The organism is Aquimixticola soesokkakensis, assembly GCF_900172375.1.
GTDB classification, from domain to species: domain Bacteria; phylum Pseudomonadota; class Alphaproteobacteria; order Rhodobacterales; family Rhodobacteraceae; genus Aquimixticola; species Aquimixticola soesokkakensis.
The window spans coordinates 228235-244396 of the sequence record NZ_FWFS01000007.1 but is presented as its reverse complement, the minus strand read 5'-3'; the positions used below and the strand labels follow the sequence as shown (position 1 = coordinate 244396).

Genomic DNA, 16162 nt, shown 5'->3' with positions numbered 1-16162 from the left:
ATCCGAGAACCGCGTTGCCCGTCTGGCTCGGATTGCGGGCGTTCAGGCACAGATCGGCTACAAGAAGAAACCCGGCGTTTACGGTGGCAAGCCCTCAGTCGTCGTCGACAACACGCTGGATCGCCAATTCGCAGTTGATGCTCCGGATCGGGCGTGGGTAACGGATATTACCTATCTGCGCACGCGCGAAGGATTTGCGTATCTCTGCGTTGTCATCGATCTGTTCTCACGCCGGGTCATCGGCCGGGCTGTCCAGTCCCGCCAGGCATCAGAACTCGCGGTTCAGGCCCTTCTCATGGCGATCTGGCGCAGAAAGCCCGGGCCAGGCCTGCTGATCCACTCCGACCAAGGCGCGCAATTCACAAGCCGTGAATGGGCCTTCCGCTCTCGTGAGCTGTCAGGCGTAGCGCATATGCATGTCACGAACGTTGCTCAGAGCTATTACGACTTCATAAAAGGAAAACAGGCGTTTTCAGGCCTGCCCACGCCGCGCGAAGCTCCACCAATTTGGCTTTGACCTCTCTAGCTCCTCAGCGCCCGAAAAATTTTCTGAAAATTCGTCATTTTGAAGAATAAAACTTCAAGCAGTTGTACCGGAAACCGTTCGCGTTATTCGGAGTTCCCATCTAAACCATTCAGGAACTTTACTGAACATTTTCAGATACATAACCCGCCATTACTTAAGGTGTACCCTAGCGTTGAAGTTCGTTTGGACCAGCTTCCGGACGAACTCCGAAATACGGCGCAGGCAAGTAGCATTTTTCCAAATGATTGCTTTGCGTCACGGAATGATCGCCTTTTGCCATCACTATGCAAGTTTATGAGCACCAAGTGATGCCTTCACATGGCATTTCCTTGGTCACCTTGCATTTCCCTGTGGGCGCACGCGTCGGGATTTCCACGATTATCCACACATTTTCAAAGTATTGATCGAACCCCGAACGGATTGTCATTTTGTCCGGAAGTTAGCCCCCCATACAGCTATTTAGTGCAGGTGAACCAGCTCAGAGCTGCGCCCTGGAAACATATGGCCGCAGGGTGCCGCGCAGCTCCCTCAGCCCGCTCCATATTGCCGCGCGCACTCTCGCGTTTTGCTGCGGGCGGCTATAAAGGACGCGCGGTTTGAGCCTGCCCGAGCCACCCATGGCCATTCCCTAGCCCCCCGAAACCACGGGTTACACCTGTCACAAAGGGTGACAGTTTGACCGCACCGGGGCGGCTTGGACGCTCCGTGGGAAAGCAATTCTACGATCAGGTCATCCGGCGCGCCGCGCTGCCAAGGCAGACGGCGGCGGCGAGCGCAAATGGTCCCCGCGGCGCCTAGGGACCTGGGGGAGCGTTTCGCGTCAGTCCTCGAGGTCGGCGTCATCGGGCATGGTGTTCACGTGTAGTTGCCCGATCTTTCTGACGAAACGGATGCTGACCAAGGCGACGATCCCTATGGCGGGCAACAGGCGCGCACAGAAACCTGCCCCAAAAGAAAGGCCCCGCGCGGTCTGCGCGGGGCCTTTGGCCTCAAGTGAACCCGAGGGAGGAGGTCAGTCCACGAGGCTGTTTTCGTCGTCCTTGGCGGTGTCGCGACCGGCACGCATGCCGCGCTTGACGACTTTGCCCACGATCAGCGGCAGGATGAAGCCGATGATGGCGATGGACCACAGGCCAATGGCCAGCGGGCTGTCAATCAGCGTGCCCCAGTTGCCGTTGTCGATGGTGATCGCGCGGCGCAGGTTGCTTTCCATCGCATTGCCCAGCAGCGTGCCAAGGATGATTGGCACCAGCGGCACGTCAAGCTTGCGCAAGACCCAGCCGCCAATCCCGAAGCCCACCATGACAAGGAGGTCAAAGGTCGAACCGGAAATGCCGTAGATCCCGACGAAGCTCACCATGGCCACCACGGGCATCAGGATGCGCGGCGGCACCATCAGCACGCGGGTGAAAATTCCCACCATCGGAATGTTGAGCGCCAGAAGCATGAAGTTGGCGATGAACAGCGCCGCGATCAGGCCCCAGACCACATCGGGGTTTTGGGAAAACAGCAACGGGCCGGGGGTGATGTTGAGCGACAAGAGCACCGCCAACAGCACAGCCGTCGTTCCCGATCCGGGCACACCGAGCGCCAGCATCGGCACAAGCGCACCACCGGCGGCGGCATTGTTGCCGGCCTCGGGCGCGGCCACACCGCGCGGATCGCCCGTGCCAAAGGTGCCTTCCTTGTCGACCAGTTTCTTTTCCATCGAATAGGAAATGAACGATCCAAGCGACGCCCCCGCGCCGGGCAGAACCCCTGCGAGGAACCCCAGGAACGAGGTGCGCAGCATGGTGGGCGTGCAGCGTTTGATCATCGACCACGGCGGAGTCAGGCGACCGATGACGACCTTTTTGGCGGAGGCATCGGCGTTGCCGTGGCGGTGCTCGAGGAAAATGAACACTTCGGACAGGGCGAACAGGCCGACGATGGCCACAAGGAAATCGATCCCGTCATAGAGGTGCACTTCGCCAAAGGTAAAGCGGGGCACACCTGTCTGTGTGTCCACACCGATCATCGCAAGACCAAGACCAAGCGCCGCGGCAAAGGCCGACTTCGCCTGGTTGGTCGAAGACACGCCGCCCAGCGTGGCAAAGGCCAGAGCGAAGAGGGCGAAATATTCTGCCGGACCGAACAGCAGCGCGATTTTCACCAGCTGCGGCGCAAGGAAAATCAGCCCCCAGGTCGCAAAGAACGACCCCACGAAAGAAGCGATGCCCGAAATCGACAGAGCCTGCCCTGCCATGCCCTTCTGGGCCATCGGATAGCCATCCAGACAGGTCATCATGGCCGGTTCATCGCCCGGAATATTCAGAAGAATCGAGGAGATCCGCCCCCCGTACATCGCGCCGTAGTACACGGAGGTCAGCAGGATCAACGACGGTGTCGCACCAAGACCCAGCGTGAAAGCCAGCGGGATCAGGATCGCCACACCGTTTGAGGGCCCAAGACCGGGCAAAGCGCCCATGATCGTGCCCAAAAGACAGCCCAGCAGCGCAAGGCCGATGTTTTGCCATGTGATGGCGATGGCAAAGCCGTCCGCCAGTGAATTCAGAGTGTCCATGCTCTAACCCCTCAGAAACCGAGCGGGCCGCGCGCAAGCGCGAGACCAAGCACGAGGTGGAAAATAACGTAGATGCCAAGCGAGGTGCCCACGCCGATGATCAGCGATTCCAGCGCCGAGGACCCCAAGCGCCACGTCAGGTAGGCGGCGCCGAAAATCGTCGCGATGATGAACCCCAGCACCGGCAGCAGTTCAGCGTAGAGGATCATCGACACAGCCGCAGCGATGATTTCGACAAACCGGTTGAGGCTGGGCCATTTGGGGCTTGCGTCGGGTTTTAAGGCGATAAAGGCGGAACTGATCGCCAGCACAGCAGCGATGATCAGGGGGAAGGCTTTGGGGCCGACAGCATCGGAGAGGAAACTTTCCTGGATCGCCAGCGCAGACAGCGCGAAAGCAATCGCCAGAAGCACCCCGATGGCGCCGAAAATACGGTCGCTCATGGCAATCTCCTGTCCCGTGTCACAGCGCACTGTGCGGGAATTGGGTGGTTTTTCGGGAAAAAGGGGACGCGGCAAAAACCGCATCCCCTCGCGTTTCAAAGCAGTCCAGCCTTACTGGATGATGCCGATTTCGGTCGAAATATCGCGGATCTGCTGGACGCTATCGGCCACGAATTCCTCGAACACCGGCCCCTGCATGTCGAGCGGGGCAAGGCCGTTGGCCTCCATGATCGCTTTCCATTCATCCGAAGCGTAGAGCGCGGCGATTTTGGCAACCCAGCCGTCATAGGCTTCGTCGGAAATATCGGCCGGCGCATAGAACCCGCGCCAGTTGGCCCCGATCGCATCCACGCCCTGCTCCTTGGCGGTGGGGAAATCGGCAAATTCGCCTTCCAGACGCTCGGGCGACAGGACGGCGAGAACTTTGATGTCACCGCTGTCAACGAACCCTTTGGCTTCGGAAATATCCCCCGTAAAGGCCTGAACCGAGCCGGCAAGCAACTGCGTAACGGCCTCGCCGCCGCCGTCAAAGGCGATGTATTTCACGGTGCGCACGTCCTCGACGCCATAGGCGTTTGCGGCGATCAGCACTTTGAGGTGGTCCCAGCCACCCACAGCCGACCCGCCCGCGACGGACACGGAGGTGGGGTCGTTTTTGATCATGTCCAAAAGGTCGGGCAGCGTGTTGATGTCGCTGTCTGCATCGACCGCGATCACGCCGTAATCCGCACCAACGGTGCCAAGCCAGCGGACCTGGTCCATGGTGTTGCCCGGATAGGCGTTTTGCGCCAGACGGGTTGCCGTCGCGGTCGAGGCGGCCACGATCAGATCCTCGTCGCCGTCACGTTTGTTGACGACTTCGGCATAGGCCACACCGCCGCCGCCACCGGCGAGGTTGACGACCTGCATGGTCTTGGAAATCAGGCCCTGATCCTGCAGCGATTTTCCGACCTGACGGCAGGTGAAATCCCAACCGCCACCGGGGTTGGCGGGCGCGATGCATTCGGGGGCTTCGGGCATGAAGTCCTGCGCGGAAGCGCCCAGCGCGGTAAAGCCCAACAGGGCAGCGGCGAGCGAAAGGCGGGTTGCCTTGAATGTCATGGGTATTCCTCCAAAAATATCGGGGGGATGGATGCGCCCCCTTCGCGCAGTCCCTGCCCCGCAGCAGCGCGGGCTCCTCGCAAGGACCGTTGAAGCGTTTTAGCGGGCAAAGCTGTCACGAACCTGTCATCGCCTGACAGCCTCGGGCCCGCGCGACACCTTGGCTTTGCATCGCTGCGGTTTCAGGGCAAAAGAGAGCGAGTCATTTTGACAACTGCCTAAGTCGCCCGAGCCATCCGAGCCGCCCGCCAAGGAGATCCCATGCGCATCCTGATCGTCGAAGACGCCCAAGACATGGCCGAAGCCGTCGCGATCCGTTTGACGCGCGCGGGGATGGCCTGCGATCTGGCGGGCAGCTGCGGCGAGGCCCATGATTTTCTGGCCGTCCAAAGCTACGATGTGGTGGTGTTGGACATCAATCTGCCCGACGGGATGGGCACCGAAGTCCTGCAGGCCCTGCGCGCGCGCGCCGACCGCACCCCCGTGCTGATGCTCACGGCGCTGTTTTCGGTGGATGACCGCGTGAGCGCGCTTGATCTGGGGGCGGATGACTATCTTACCAAACCTTTCGACCCGCGCGAACTCGAAGCCCGCGTGCGGGCGCTGCACCGGCGCGAAAGCGGGCAAAAGGCCGAAGAACTTCGCCTTGGCGCGCTGCGTTTCAACCCCGCGGCGATGAGCGCCACGCGCGACGGCGCGCGATTGGATCTGACCCGCCGCGAACTGACGCTGCTTGCGCTGTTGATGCGCAACGCGGGCAAAACCATGAGCAAGGAACGCCTCTATCAGGGGCTGTTTTCCTTTGACGATGCCGATGTGGGGCTGAACGCGATCGAACTTTATATCGCGCGGCTGCGCAAGAAACTGACCGGTACGGGCGTGGTGATCGAGACCCAGCGCGGGCTGGGCTATTGCCTGCGCGCAACGCCATGAGTGCCCCTCTGAGTGCTCCCCAACGCTCCCTCGCGGCGCGCGTGGCCACAGGCGTTCTGGGGCTGCTGGCCGCAGGCGGGGTGATCGTGGCCATAGCGGCCTTTGCTTATGGCCGCCAGGCCGCGCGCGAAGCCTATGACCGCCTGCTTCTTGGCGCGGCAGGCGATATTGCCGAAACGGTTTCCATCATCGACGGCGCGCCCTCCGTAGACCTGCCGGTCTCTGCCTTTCAGCTTCTGGCGCTTGCCCCGCAAGACCGTATTGCCTACGCCGTGCGCGGCAGCGATGGCGGGCTGATCACCGGCTATACGCTTGACCTGCCACAAGCCGCGCACAGTGCCACCCAAGCGAGTTTTACCGATGGCTGGTTTGGCGCCGAGCGCGCCCGCTTTGTCACCCTGCCCCGCCGGTTTGCCGAGCGGGATTTTTCCGGCACCATCCGTGTCACTGTCGGGCAGACCCTGCGCGCGCGCAATGCCATGGCGCTGGACCTTACGCGCGATGCGCTGATCGCCCTGACAGTTGCGGGCGTGGCCATGGTGTTGCTGGCCTCGCTGGTGATCGCACAGGCCATGCGCCCCCTTGCCCGCCTTGCGGAAGGGCTGGAGGCGCGCGACCCTTACGACCTGACGCCGATGGACGATCATGTGCCCACCGAAGCGGCGGTGATGGTCAGCGCGATGAACGGCTTCATGCGCCGCCTTGATCGCCAGTTTGACGCCATGCGCAACCTGATCTCCGACACGGCCCACCAGTTGCGCACCCCCGTGGCCGCGCTGCGCGTGCAGGCCGAATTGATCGCAGAGGAACCCGATGCCGACAAACGCGGGGTGATGATCGAGCGGCTGCTCAAACGCTCGCGCGGGCTGGGCACGCTGCTGGACCAGATGCTGTCGCGTGCCCTCGTGATGCACCGCACCGAATCCGCGCCGCGCCACATCGTCGATCTGCGCGACGTGGCGCTGGATGTGATCGAAGAGACCGATCTGGATCTGCTGTCGCAGGAATTTTCCCGCGACAGCGACGTCAAACTGGTGATCGGCGACACGCCCGTCTGTGTGCGCGCAGATGCGTTGATGCTGGGGGAAGCGGCGAAAAACCTGTTGATCAACGCGTTCAAACACGGCGCACCGCCGCTGCGGGTGGGGGCCGAGCTTCGCGGTGCACAGGCCGTGCTTTGGGTCGAGGATGGCGGTCAGGGCCTGCCCGAGGCGGTGCGCGGCCAGATCGGCGCGCGGTTTACCCGCACCGCTGCCTCGCGCGGGGATAGCGCGGGATTGGGCCTGTCCATCGTGCAGGCCGTCGCGCGCGCCTTTGACGGGGACGTGCAGTTCGACCAAACGCCCACGGGGTTTCGCGCCAGCCTGACCCTGCCTGCCGCCCTGTCCCCTGCCCTCGCCGAAGCGGTTGCGCTGGGCCGCAGCCCGACCCGTGGAGACACCGCATGAAGCGCCTTATTGCCCCTACCGCCGCGATCCTTGCGACAGCCCTTGCGGCAATGTTTGCGGCGGGCCTGACCGGTCAGCAGGCCATGGCTCAGGAAGCCAGCGCGCGGTTCGGCGCGAAAGACGCCCCCGAAATCCGCCTGCGCTCGACCACCGACCTCGATGTGCTGGGCCCCGCCATCGCCGCCTTTGTGGCCCAACACCCCGACTGGGCCGTACAATTCGACCAATGGGGGTCGAACCTGCTGTACGACCAGACCCTGTTGGAATGTATCGCAGAGTCCGGCCCCAAAGCCGATGCGGTGATTTCCTCGGCGGTGCATCAGATGGTCGATCTGGTCAATCGCGGCTGCGCGGGCACCTATCGCTCGGATCGCACCGCCGCCCTGTCGCCCAGCCTGCAATGGCGCGACGAGGTTTGGGGGATCACCCGCGAAGCGGCGGTGATGATTTACAACCGTGCCGGCGTGCCCGAGGCCGACGTGCCCCACACCCGCTTTGCGCTTTTGGATCTGTTGCGCCCCGAGGCCTCGCCCTATCGCGGGCGCGTTTCGACCTATGACATCGAACAATCGGGCCTTGGGTATCTGTTCGCCTATGCCGACAGCCTCGAAGCCTCCACCTTTGGCGCGCTGATGGAAAGCTTTGCGCGCACGGGCGCGGTGGCCACCTGCTGTTCGTCGGAAATCATCGAAAGCGTTGCCAGCGGCGACATGCTGATCGCTTACAACATCCTTGGCTCCTATGCCCAAAGCCATGCAGACCCGCGCGTCGGCATCGTCTGGCCCGAAGATTACACGCTGGTCCTGTCGCGCGGCTTTCTCTTGCCCAAAGGCTCGGCGCAGGCCGAGGGCGGTGCGCTTTTGCTCGACTTTCTCCTTTCGGGCCAAGGCCAGCGGGTGATGGCGCAATCGGGGTTGGTTGCCACGCTCGACGACACCGAAGGGTCCAACACCGAGGCGCTGGTGCCCGCAGGGGCGCTGCGCCCGATCCGCATCGAACCCACACTTCTGGTGGCGCGTGACGCCGAGAAACGCGCGCGCTTCCTCGCCCGCTGGCGTGAAGTCTTCGCGCGCTAACATCAAAATGGCCCCAAAAAAGGCCCCCGAAAATCCGGGGGCCTGTGTCAGGGTTCAAACCAAGCCTGGCCTATTCTGGTCCTGGCCTATTCTGGCAGCGCGTAGACCGCCACCTGATCCCCCACCTGATCCTTGAGGATCGAATTGCCCCCGGCCACGAAGGCCACATACTGGCGTCCCTCGTATTCGTAGATCGCAGGGTTGGCCACGGCGGGCGCTTCGACGATATCGGACCACAGCTCCTCGCCGGTTTCGAGCGCATAGGCACGCACTTTGGCGTCCATCGTCGCGCCGATGAAGATCACGCCACCAGCGGTGATCGCAGGGCCGCCAATGGTGGGCGAACCCATGCTTTCGGGCATGTAAAAGCCGTATTTCTGCGACGATCCCAGCGGTTTGCGCCATTTCACATCGCCCGTATGCATATCCAGCGCGACCAGTTCCCCGTAGGGCGCTTTCCAGCAGGGCATCCCCAGCCAGTTTTCCGCCACTTCCAGCGACATGCCGAACGGCGCGCCCTCTTGCGGGTAAAAGCCGTTCTCATTGCCCGAACCGCCCGATTGTGCGTCGTAATCCTCGCGATCGTAGAGTTTGATGTACTGCACGATATGCGAGGTATTCACGACCGCCGTCTGGCTTTCGGGGTCAAAGGCAACGCCGCCCCATTGCACCCCGCCCGCACTGTCGGGATAGGTAAGCACACCCGCGCCCTCGGTGGTGGGGGGCGAATACATGCCGTCATAGGCCAGATTGTCCCAGAGCTTGGAACAGGACCCGAACCCGACGATATCCGCAAGTTTCCAGATTTCGGGTTTCACCGACTGATCAAGCAGCGGCGCGGGTTTCGTCGGGAACGGCTGTGTCGGGGAATAGACCTCGCCCGCCACGTTGCCCTGCGGGACGGGGCGTTCCTCGATCGGCCAGATGTCTTCGCCCGTCTCGCGGTTCACCGCAAAGAGGAAGGCCATTTTGCTCGCTTGAAGGAGCGCGGGAATGTCCTCGCCGTCAACGGTGATATCCATCAGCGTCGGCGCGGAATTGATGTCGTAATCCCAGATGTCGTGATGCACCCACTGGCGCGACCAGATGACTTCGCCGGTCTCGATATCAAGGGCTGTGGTGGAGGTCGCCAGCGGGATCGGCTCGGTGCGGTTGCCGCCCCAATAGTTGGGCGAGGGCGAGGCGACAGGCAGGTAGACCATGCCCAGTTCCTCATCCACGGACATGGCCGTCCATACATTCGCCGTGCCGGTTTTCTCGCGGATGTCTTCGGGCAGGCTTTCGAACGACCATTGCAACGCGCCCGTCTGCGCATCGACGGAAAACACGGCGCCCGGAGGGGCTTCGGCGTATTCCCAATCCTTGCCCGCCCAGCCCATGATCACATGGTTGCCCGATACGGTAGGCGGCTGCAGCACGGAAAACGGAAAGCGGGCGTTCGTCGTGTTCCACTGGTTCACGTCAAGCACACCGTTGTTGGCAAAGCCTTCGCACATCTCGCCCGTGTCGGCATCCAGCGCGAAAAGCTGTGCATCCATCGTGCCGAGGTAGACGATCTTCTGGCAGGCTTCGCCCGCAACCGGATTGTCAGCTTCCCAATAGGCCACGCCACGGTTTTTCAGCGCAGGCTGGGTGAGCGCCTCAAGCGCGCTGTCGGAATTGAAGTGCCATTTTTCCGCGCCTGTTGCCGGATCAAGGGCCAGAACGCGGTAAAACGGCGTGCCGATATACAGCGTGTCATTGGCGAAAATCGGCGTCGCGGACCAGACGGTCTCGGGAAGCCCGCCCGACCCGTCCGACACATCGCCCGTATGGATGTCCCAGACTTTTTCCAGCTGACCGACGTTGTCGGTGGTGATCTGGGTCAGGGGCGAATATTTCTGGCCATTGAGCTGCCCGTGAAACGAATTCCACGTCGCGGTTTGGGGCACCAGCGGTATCGGTCCGGCGGCAACCGCCGGGTCGCTTGCGGGCGCAGCTTCGGGGTCTTCTGCCGGTTCGCCGTCGGCGGCGTTCTGGCTTTGACTGTCTGCCTCGGGCCCTGCGTCGCCTTGCACTTGGGCGTCAGGCGCTTGGGCGTCAGGCGCTTGGGCGTCAGGCGCTTGGGCGTCAGGCACTTGGGCCTCAGGCACTTGGGCCTCAGGCGCGGGTGTCACGGTTTCGCCCTCAGGGGTGGTTTGGGCATCACTCAGGGGCATTACCGCCCCCTCGCCCGACTGGGCCGCGGCCTGATCGCTGACCTCGGTGCCATTGGCATCATTCGTACCAAAGGTCGCGGTATCGCTCTGTGCATCGGTCTGGGCGTCGGTCTGGGCGTCGGTCTGGGCCTGAACCGGAGCCTGAACGGGCGTCTCGGTTGGGGGCGCGGCCTCTTGTGCGAGCGCGCCCAAAGGCGTGGATAGAGCGGCGGCCAAAGCCAAGGCAGAGACCGCTTTGGGCGCGCGGGCGTGGAGCATCAAATCCCTCATGCGATCACTCCTTTCGAGGTCGGCGCGGACAGCATCGCGTCCGCCACAAGGCCGATGAACACAACCACCATTGCCGCGATCAACCACCACGCGTGCAAAAACACTGCCGCTGCGATGGTCCCAAAGACCCCCAGAAACCCGAGAACCCGCCAGAATGCCCGCGCGCCATGGCCCGACAGCGCCATCAGCAAAATCGCATCGAGCACCAGCAGCGCGCAGGACACGATCACCAGCATCGCGCCCGGCGTTCCCGTGATCCCCGTCAGCGGCGTGACATAATTGTAAATGGAAACAGCAAGACCGCCGAGGCCTCCTGCCAGGACGATAATCGCGCCTGTGACGGGCGCGCGCGTGTCGGAAACGGACATCCAACCTCCAATGTTTGAGTGGGCCAAGCGCAAGAAACACAGGGTTTCGAGCGCGGCCAGAGCAGAACCGTGCTGCTGATACTTGAAACTGCGGGCAGTCCCGCTGTGACACTAACACCGCGGCGGCGCGAAAAGTTCCAGCCCGTTTCACAAAGTTTCAAACTCCTGCGAGGCGCGCGTGACACTGCGGGCAGGTTCTGCACAAACATGCCCGCCCCAAACAGGCGCGTCTCAAACAGGCACGCCGGCCCTTTGAGGCTCCCGGCCAGCGCAGCTGTTGGCGGCGGGTATTGTCACTCAAGCGCAATCGGTATTTGACAAGTCGCCCCCAAAGGCGCAGCCATACGGGATTGATGCCGCACTGCGGCGGAACTGAAGCGCCCGATCCGCGTTGCGCTTCATCTCTGCCACGACCTCGCCTTCCGGTTCGGCATCCCTCCAACATGAGTGAGCGCTATGAAAGACACTGCACTTGCGTCTTCCGCCTCGATCCCCGCCTTTGATCTGTCGGCCTCGCGGTCCGATGTCCTCGGGGCGACGCCCGATGACACGGGAACCAATTTCGCCCTTTATTCCGGTGCTGCCGAGCGGGTCGAACTCTGCCTGTTCGACGACAGCGGCGTGACCCAGACGCATAGCGTCGATTTGCCCTTGATGGAGGGCGGCATCTGGCACGGGTATCTGCCGGATGTGAAAGCGGGACAGGCCTATGGCTACCGTGTGCACGGGCCGTTCGACCCCCAAAACGGTCATCGGTTCAATCCCGCCAAGCTGTTGCTTGATCCCTATGCCAAATCCATGCGCGGCTATCTGAAATGGGATGATGCGCTGTATGGCTATCCGGTGGGTGGCTCCGACCTTGAGATCGACACGCGCGACAGCGCCGCTTTCATGCCCAAGGCGGTCGTGACCTCTTCGGTCTACGATTGGGACGCCGACGACATTCTGCGCCACGACTGGTCGGACACGCTGATCTACGAGGCGCATGTCAAAGGCCTCACGCAACTGCACCCCAAGGTCGTCAAAGCCGATCGGGGCACCTTTGCGGGGCTGGCCTCGGACCCTGTGATCGAACATCTGCACCGCATCGGGGTGACGGCGATCGAATTGCTGCCGATCCACACGATGGTGCAAGACCACTATCTGGTCGAAAAGAACCTGTCCAACTACTGGGGCTACAACACGCTTGGCTTTTTCGCGCCCAACCGCGGCTATCTTGCGAGCGAGGATATCCGCGAAGTCAAAGCCGCGATCAAACGCTTTCACGCGGCGGGAATCGAAGTCATCCTCGACGTGGTTTACAACCATACCGCCGAGGGCAACGAACTGGGCCCGACCCTGTCGTTCAAAGGGATCGACAACGCGGCCTACTATCTGCACGGCGACGACAAGCGGCATTGCTACGACACCACGGGCTGCGGCAACACGCTGAACGTGGCGCATCCGATGGTGCTGCGCATGGTGATGGACAGCCTGCGCTACTGGGTCGAAGTCATGCATGTCGATGGCTTTCGCTTTGATCTGGCCTCGACTTTGGGCCGCGAGCCCACCGGCTTTGACCGCGAAGGCGCGTTTTTCAATGCCATCCGCCAGGACCCCGTGCTGGCGGGCATCAAGCTGATCGCCGAACCCTGGGACATCGGCGATGGCGGCTATCAGGTCGGCGGCTTCCCCTGGCCGTTTCGGGAATGGAACGACAAGGCCCGCGATGACATGCGCGCCTTTTGGCGGCGCAAGGACGCGCAGGTGCCGCGCGTCAGCCAGCGCCTGCTCGGATCGCCCACGCAGTTCAACCACGATCACCGCCCCGCCACCTCCTCGGTCAACTTTCTGGCCGCGCATGACGGCTTCACCCTGTGGGATACCGTCAGCTACAACGACAAACACAATGACGCCAACGGCGAGGACAACCGCGACGGCCATGATCACAACCTCTCCGACAACATGGGCGTCGAGGGGCCGACGCAGGACGCAGGCGTCAACGGTTCACGCGAACGTCGCGTCAAAGCGATGCTGGCGACCCTGATGATGAGCCACGGCGTGCCGATGATCCTGGCGGGCGACGAAATGGGTAAATCCCAGAACGGCAACAACAATGCCTACTGTCAGGACAACGCGCTGACCTGGCTCGATTGGGACGGCGCGCGCCCTGCCCTGACCGACGCTTTCGCGGCCCTTTCGGCGTTTCGCCGCGACCACAAGGCGCTGCTCGCCCCGCGTTTCTTTGCGCAAAGTGCAGATGACGCCGAAGACAAACCCGACCGGCTGGGTACCCGCTGGTTCCACCCGCAGGGCCGCGAAATGACGCCCCAAGACTGGCAGGACGCGGGCCTGTCGTGCTTTGCGGTGGAACATGACGCCGAGCGCGACGCGAGTGGTGCTGCGGTTGAGGAGGACATTCTGATCATCCTCAATGCGGGCGACGAGGGGCCTTTCGTCCTGCCCCCCTGCGAGGCGGGCTTGAAATGGGTGCTGCATCTGGACACCAGCCGCGCCGATGTTGCCTGTGCGGAAACGATCGACACAGGGACGCTGGACCTGCCTTGGCAGTCGGTGCTCGTGCTGACCCGCGAAACGGTCTAAACGCCCCGGTCTCGCAAAAGCGGCCCGTTCCAGTTGGCAACGGGCCGCTTTTGTTTCCCCAATGTCAGGCGGCGAAACCGCGACCTTGTGTCGACACCACCTCATGCACAAAGGCCAGTTTTTCCTGCACGGGGGCCGTCAGCACGAAGGGGTAGAGATCGCTCTCGCCCATCGAGCGCGACATGGCATTGAGCGTCACCGTCAAGGGAATCCAGGCCGCAAACAGGTTCTCGGCGGGGGTCTGCGTCAGCGGGCCGACGAAAATCGGTGCGGCCAGCGGCACACCATGGCCCAGCGCGGTTTCCAGACTGTCGATCATATGCAGATAATGCGCCCAGGTTTCCGCCCAATCTTCCCAAGGGTGCATCGTGGCGTAGGCACTCACAAAACTTGCCGCCCAGTTTTCCGGCGCGCCGTTTTTATAGTGACGCTCCAGCGCATCGCCGTAATCGACGCGCTCATCGCCAAACAGCGTGCGATAGCGCTCCAGCATCGGGCCATCGGCCAGCAGAAAATCCCAGTAATAATGCCCGACTTCGTGGCGGAAATGCCCCAAAAGTGTGCGATAGGCTTCGCCCATGCGCTGGCGGCGCTCTTCGCGCTGGGCATCGTCGGCCTCCGTCAGCGCGATGGTGATCAGCCCCTTGGCGTGCCCCGTCATCGCCTGTTTGCCCGAGGGCGCATCGGCCAGAAAGTCAAAGACCAGCGGCAGGTCGCCCGAAATGGGCACCGGCAGATCCAATTCCATCAGCGTGTAGATCAGACGCCGTTTGGCCCGCTCGATCGCTTGCCAGCGTTTGACGTTTTCCTTTTTGCTCAGGTCGGGCACGATGTGGTTGTGACGGCAGGCGTGGCAATACTCCCCCCCGTCGCCTTTATCCTCGACAAGCCAGTTGCAGGCCGACAACTCCCAGTTTTTGCAGAATTTATACTGCTGTGGGGCCGCGTTGTCCTCTGTGGGGGTCCCCGCCACGGTCCAGCCGCCCCCGCTGGGATCAACCGCCACCATGCGCCCTTCGACGGGCAAGAACCCCACAGTGTGACCGCAAGACAGGCAGGAGCCATTTTCAAAATAGAGAGTCTGGCCGCAGATTTGACAGGAAAACAATTTCATAATGGGCACTTTCGGGCGTTAGGTCGCAGCAGAACCTATACAGGCAAAATTGGTTCCGTGAAACGTGTGCAATCGCATCCTGACCCGCGCAGCGCCGCGGCGCGCACATAGGCCTGCGACACCGCGCCACTGCACAGTTCTTGCGCAGCGCCGCCCCGCGGCCTATGCAGTTGCCGATCCGTTTTGTCCCGCCACGACCCCGACTGTGTCAGAAAGGCCCCGCGTGCTCAGCTACCGCCTGCTTGTTTCCCTTGCGACCCTTCCCGTGGCTGTGAGTGCGGCCCTGCGTCTGCGCCGTGGCAAGGAAACCACCGAGACGCTGCGCGAGCGGCTTGGCGATCCTGCCGACAGCTTTGTGCCCCGCGGACCGGTGCTTTGGGTCCATGGGGCGTCGAACGGGGAATTGCAGGCGGCAGAACCCATCCTGCGCACGGCACTGGCGCGCAGCCCGCGCCTGTCCTTGATCGTCACCGCCAATTCCGTCTCCGGGCGCGACCTCGTGACAAGCTGGGGTCTGGAACGGTGCGAAACCCGCCTTGCCCCGCTCGATCACCGTCTGGCGCTGCGCCGGTTTCTGGCGGCATGGCAGCCCAACGCCCTGCTGACGCTGGAAAACGAAATCTGGCCCAACCGCTTTGCAATGTGCGCCGCGCGCGGCATTCCCGTGCTGATCGCGGGGGCGCGCATTTCGGACAAATCCGCCCAGCGGTGGAAAAAGCTGATGCCGCTGATGCGCTCGGTCATCGCGAATGTCAGCTATTTTGCCGCCAATGATACTGCCTCCGAAGCACGGTTTCGCGACCTTGGCGTGCCCCAGCGCCTCATCGGCCCCGCGATGAACCTCAAAAGTGCCGTGACGCTCAAAGCCCCGGGCGAAGCCCAGACGGGCCCGCTGCGCGCGGCCTTTCACCGCTCGCACACGGTGCTTGCGGGATCGACCCATGAGGGGGAGGATGCGCTGGTGCTGGACGCTTTCGCGGACGCTCTGACCCGCATTCCCGACCTCAAGCTGATCCTTGCCCCCCGTCATGCGGTGCGCGCCCCCCAGATTGCCAAGCTGATCACGGATCGCGGACTGGACTATGCGCTGCGCTCGCGCGGTGAAGACCCCGCAACCGCGCCAGTCTATCTGGCCGACACCCTGGGGGAAATGGGCCTGTGGTTCACGCTGGCGGGCATCACTTTTTTGGGCGGATCGCTGGTCAACAACGGCGGGCACACCCCCTTCGAGCCTGCGGATTTCGACAGCGCCATCCTGCACGGGCCGCATGTGGATAACAACGCACAGGCCTTTGGCGCGCTGGATGCGGCGGGCGGCGCGCTTGAGGTGCGCACAACGATCGAGCTTGCCGAAGCGCTGGTGATGCTGGCCCAAAGCCCCGCTCAGGCGGCTGACATGGCCCAGAACGCCCGCATGGCGCTTGCGCCCTTGAAAAACGCCAACCTCAAAGCCGGCGCCTTTTGGGCCGCGCTTTCGGATGCGATGCGCCTGTCCGATCTTGCCGCGCCGCGCGGCTGACCCTGCGGGATGCGAGAAAT

General features: G+C 62.7%; 11 protein-coding genes and 1 pseudogene. 6 read left to right on the top strand and 6 right to left on the bottom strand.

All coding sequences use genetic code 11. The annotated features are described in order from the left end of the window. Positions 1–376: pseudogene (locus AQS8620_RS10755) on the top strand (DDE-type integrase/transposase/recombinase); the annotation flags it as partial. Positions 377–1538: 1162 nt separating this feature from the next. Here AQS8620_RS10755 and AQS8620_RS10750 read toward each other — a convergent pair. The 3 genes from AQS8620_RS10750 to AQS8620_RS10740 all read right to left on the bottom strand — a co-directional run bounded on the left by AQS8620_RS10750 (position 1539) and on the right by AQS8620_RS10740 (position 4633). Beyond that, positions 1539–3089 carry a tripartite tricarboxylate transporter permease gene (locus AQS8620_RS10750; protein WP_085836885.1) on the bottom strand — a complete coding sequence of 517 codons (1551 nt, stop codon included), beginning with the start codon at positions 3087–3089 and terminating at the stop codon, positions 1539–1541. An 11-nt stretch (positions 3090–3100) separates the two neighbouring features. Then, complete coding sequence (locus AQS8620_RS10745; RefSeq protein ID WP_085836913.1) at positions 3101–3532, bottom strand: tripartite tricarboxylate transporter TctB family protein; 432 nt, start codon at positions 3530–3532, stop codon at positions 3101–3103. Positions 3533–3643: 111 nt separating this feature from the next. After that, on the bottom strand, positions 3644–4633 hold the full coding sequence (locus tag AQS8620_RS10740) for a Bug family tripartite tricarboxylate transporter substrate binding protein (protein ID WP_085836884.1): 990 nt from the start codon (positions 4631–4633) through the stop codon (positions 3644–3646). Between the two features lie 261 nt (positions 4634–4894). On the opposite strand from AQS8620_RS10740, the gene AQS8620_RS10735 reads away from it, so the two are divergent. From AQS8620_RS10735 to AQS8620_RS10725, 3 genes are read left to right on the top strand one after another with little or no spacing between them, the layout of a single operon-like run. Further along, positions 4895–5566 carry a response regulator transcription factor gene (locus tag AQS8620_RS10735; RefSeq protein ID WP_085836883.1) on the top strand — a complete coding sequence of 224 codons (672 nt, stop codon included), beginning with the start codon at positions 4895–4897 and terminating at the stop codon, positions 5564–5566. Further along, positions 5563–7014, top strand: coding sequence for a sensor histidine kinase (locus AQS8620_RS10730; protein ID WP_085836882.1), 1452 nt, complete (start codon positions 5563–5565; stop codon positions 7012–7014). Before AQS8620_RS10735 ends, AQS8620_RS10730 begins: the two co-directional genes overlap by 4 nt. Further along, positions 7011–8090 (top strand): ABC transporter substrate-binding protein, encoded by a 1080-nt coding sequence (locus AQS8620_RS10725; protein WP_085836881.1) that lies wholly within the window; start codon positions 7011–7013, stop codon positions 8088–8090. Before AQS8620_RS10730 ends, AQS8620_RS10725 begins: the two co-directional genes overlap by 4 nt. Before the next feature lie 86 nt (positions 8091–8176). On the opposite strand, the gene AQS8620_RS10720 is transcribed toward AQS8620_RS10725, so the two are convergent. Beyond that, positions 8177–10558 (bottom strand): pyrroloquinoline quinone-dependent dehydrogenase, encoded by a 2382-nt coding sequence (locus AQS8620_RS10720; RefSeq protein WP_234990451.1) that lies wholly within the window; start codon positions 10556–10558, stop codon positions 8177–8179. Next, the gene (locus AQS8620_RS10715; protein WP_085836880.1) at positions 10555–10926 is read right to left on the bottom strand and encodes a hypothetical protein; all 372 of its coding nucleotides are present in this window, start codon (positions 10924–10926) and stop codon (positions 10555–10557) included. The genes AQS8620_RS10720 and AQS8620_RS10715 overlap by 4 nt, the downstream gene beginning before the upstream one ends. A 456-nt stretch (positions 10927–11382) precedes the next feature. On the opposite strand from AQS8620_RS10715, the gene glgX reads away from it, so the two are divergent. Next, positions 11383–13509: a glycogen debranching protein GlgX gene (gene glgX / locus AQS8620_RS10710; protein ID WP_085836879.1), complete on the top strand. Its 2127-nt coding sequence runs from the start codon at positions 11383–11385 to the stop codon at positions 13507–13509. 64 nt (positions 13510–13573) lie between these two features. Here glgX and AQS8620_RS10705 read toward each other — a convergent pair whose 3' ends face one another. After that, positions 13574–14623, bottom strand: a complete 1050-nt coding sequence (locus AQS8620_RS10705; protein WP_085836878.1) for a zinc-binding metallopeptidase family protein — start codon at positions 14621–14623, stop codon at positions 13574–13576. A 223-nt stretch (positions 14624–14846) separates the two neighbouring features. Between AQS8620_RS10705 and AQS8620_RS10700 the strand changes: the two genes are divergently transcribed. Then, positions 14847–16142 (top strand): 3-deoxy-D-manno-octulosonic acid transferase, encoded by a 1296-nt coding sequence (locus tag AQS8620_RS10700; RefSeq protein WP_159453232.1) that lies wholly within the window; start codon positions 14847–14849, stop codon positions 16140–16142. Positions 16143–16162 lie beyond the last annotated feature (20 nt).

What these genes read in the sequence shown, in the direction of transcription:
- AQS8620_RS10750 (WP_085836885.1), bottom strand. Translation starts at nt 3,089, where the DNA reads ATGGACACTCTGAATTCACTGGCGGACGGCTTTGCCATCGCCATCACA.
- AQS8620_RS10745 (WP_085836913.1), bottom strand. Translation starts at nt 3,532, where the DNA reads ATGAGCGACCGTATTTTCGGCGCCATCGGGGTGCTTCTGGCGATTGCT.
- AQS8620_RS10740 (WP_085836884.1), bottom strand. Translation starts at nt 4,633, where the DNA reads ATGACATTCAAGGCAACCCGCCTTTCGCTCGCCGCTGCCCTGTTGGGC.
- AQS8620_RS10735 (WP_085836883.1), top strand. Translation starts at nt 4,895, where the DNA reads ATGCGCATCCTGATCGTCGAAGACGCCCAAGACATGGCCGAAGCCGTC.
- AQS8620_RS10730 (WP_085836882.1), top strand. Translation starts at nt 5,563, where the DNA reads ATGAGTGCCCCTCTGAGTGCTCCCCAACGCTCCCTCGCGGCGCGCGTG.
- AQS8620_RS10725 (WP_085836881.1), top strand. Translation starts at nt 7,011, where the DNA reads ATGAAGCGCCTTATTGCCCCTACCGCCGCGATCCTTGCGACAGCCCTT.
- AQS8620_RS10720 (WP_234990451.1), bottom strand. Translation starts at nt 10,558, where the DNA reads ATGAGGGATTTGATGCTCCACGCCCGCGCGCCCAAAGCGGTCTCTGCC.
- AQS8620_RS10715 (WP_085836880.1), bottom strand. Translation starts at nt 10,926, where the DNA reads ATGTCCGTTTCCGACACGCGCGCGCCCGTCACAGGCGCGATTATCGTC.
- glgX (WP_085836879.1), top strand. Translation starts at nt 11,383, where the DNA reads ATGAAAGACACTGCACTTGCGTCTTCCGCCTCGATCCCCGCCTTTGAT.
- AQS8620_RS10705 (WP_085836878.1), bottom strand. Translation starts at nt 14,623, where the DNA reads ATGAAATTGTTTTCCTGTCAAATCTGCGGCCAGACTCTCTATTTTGAA.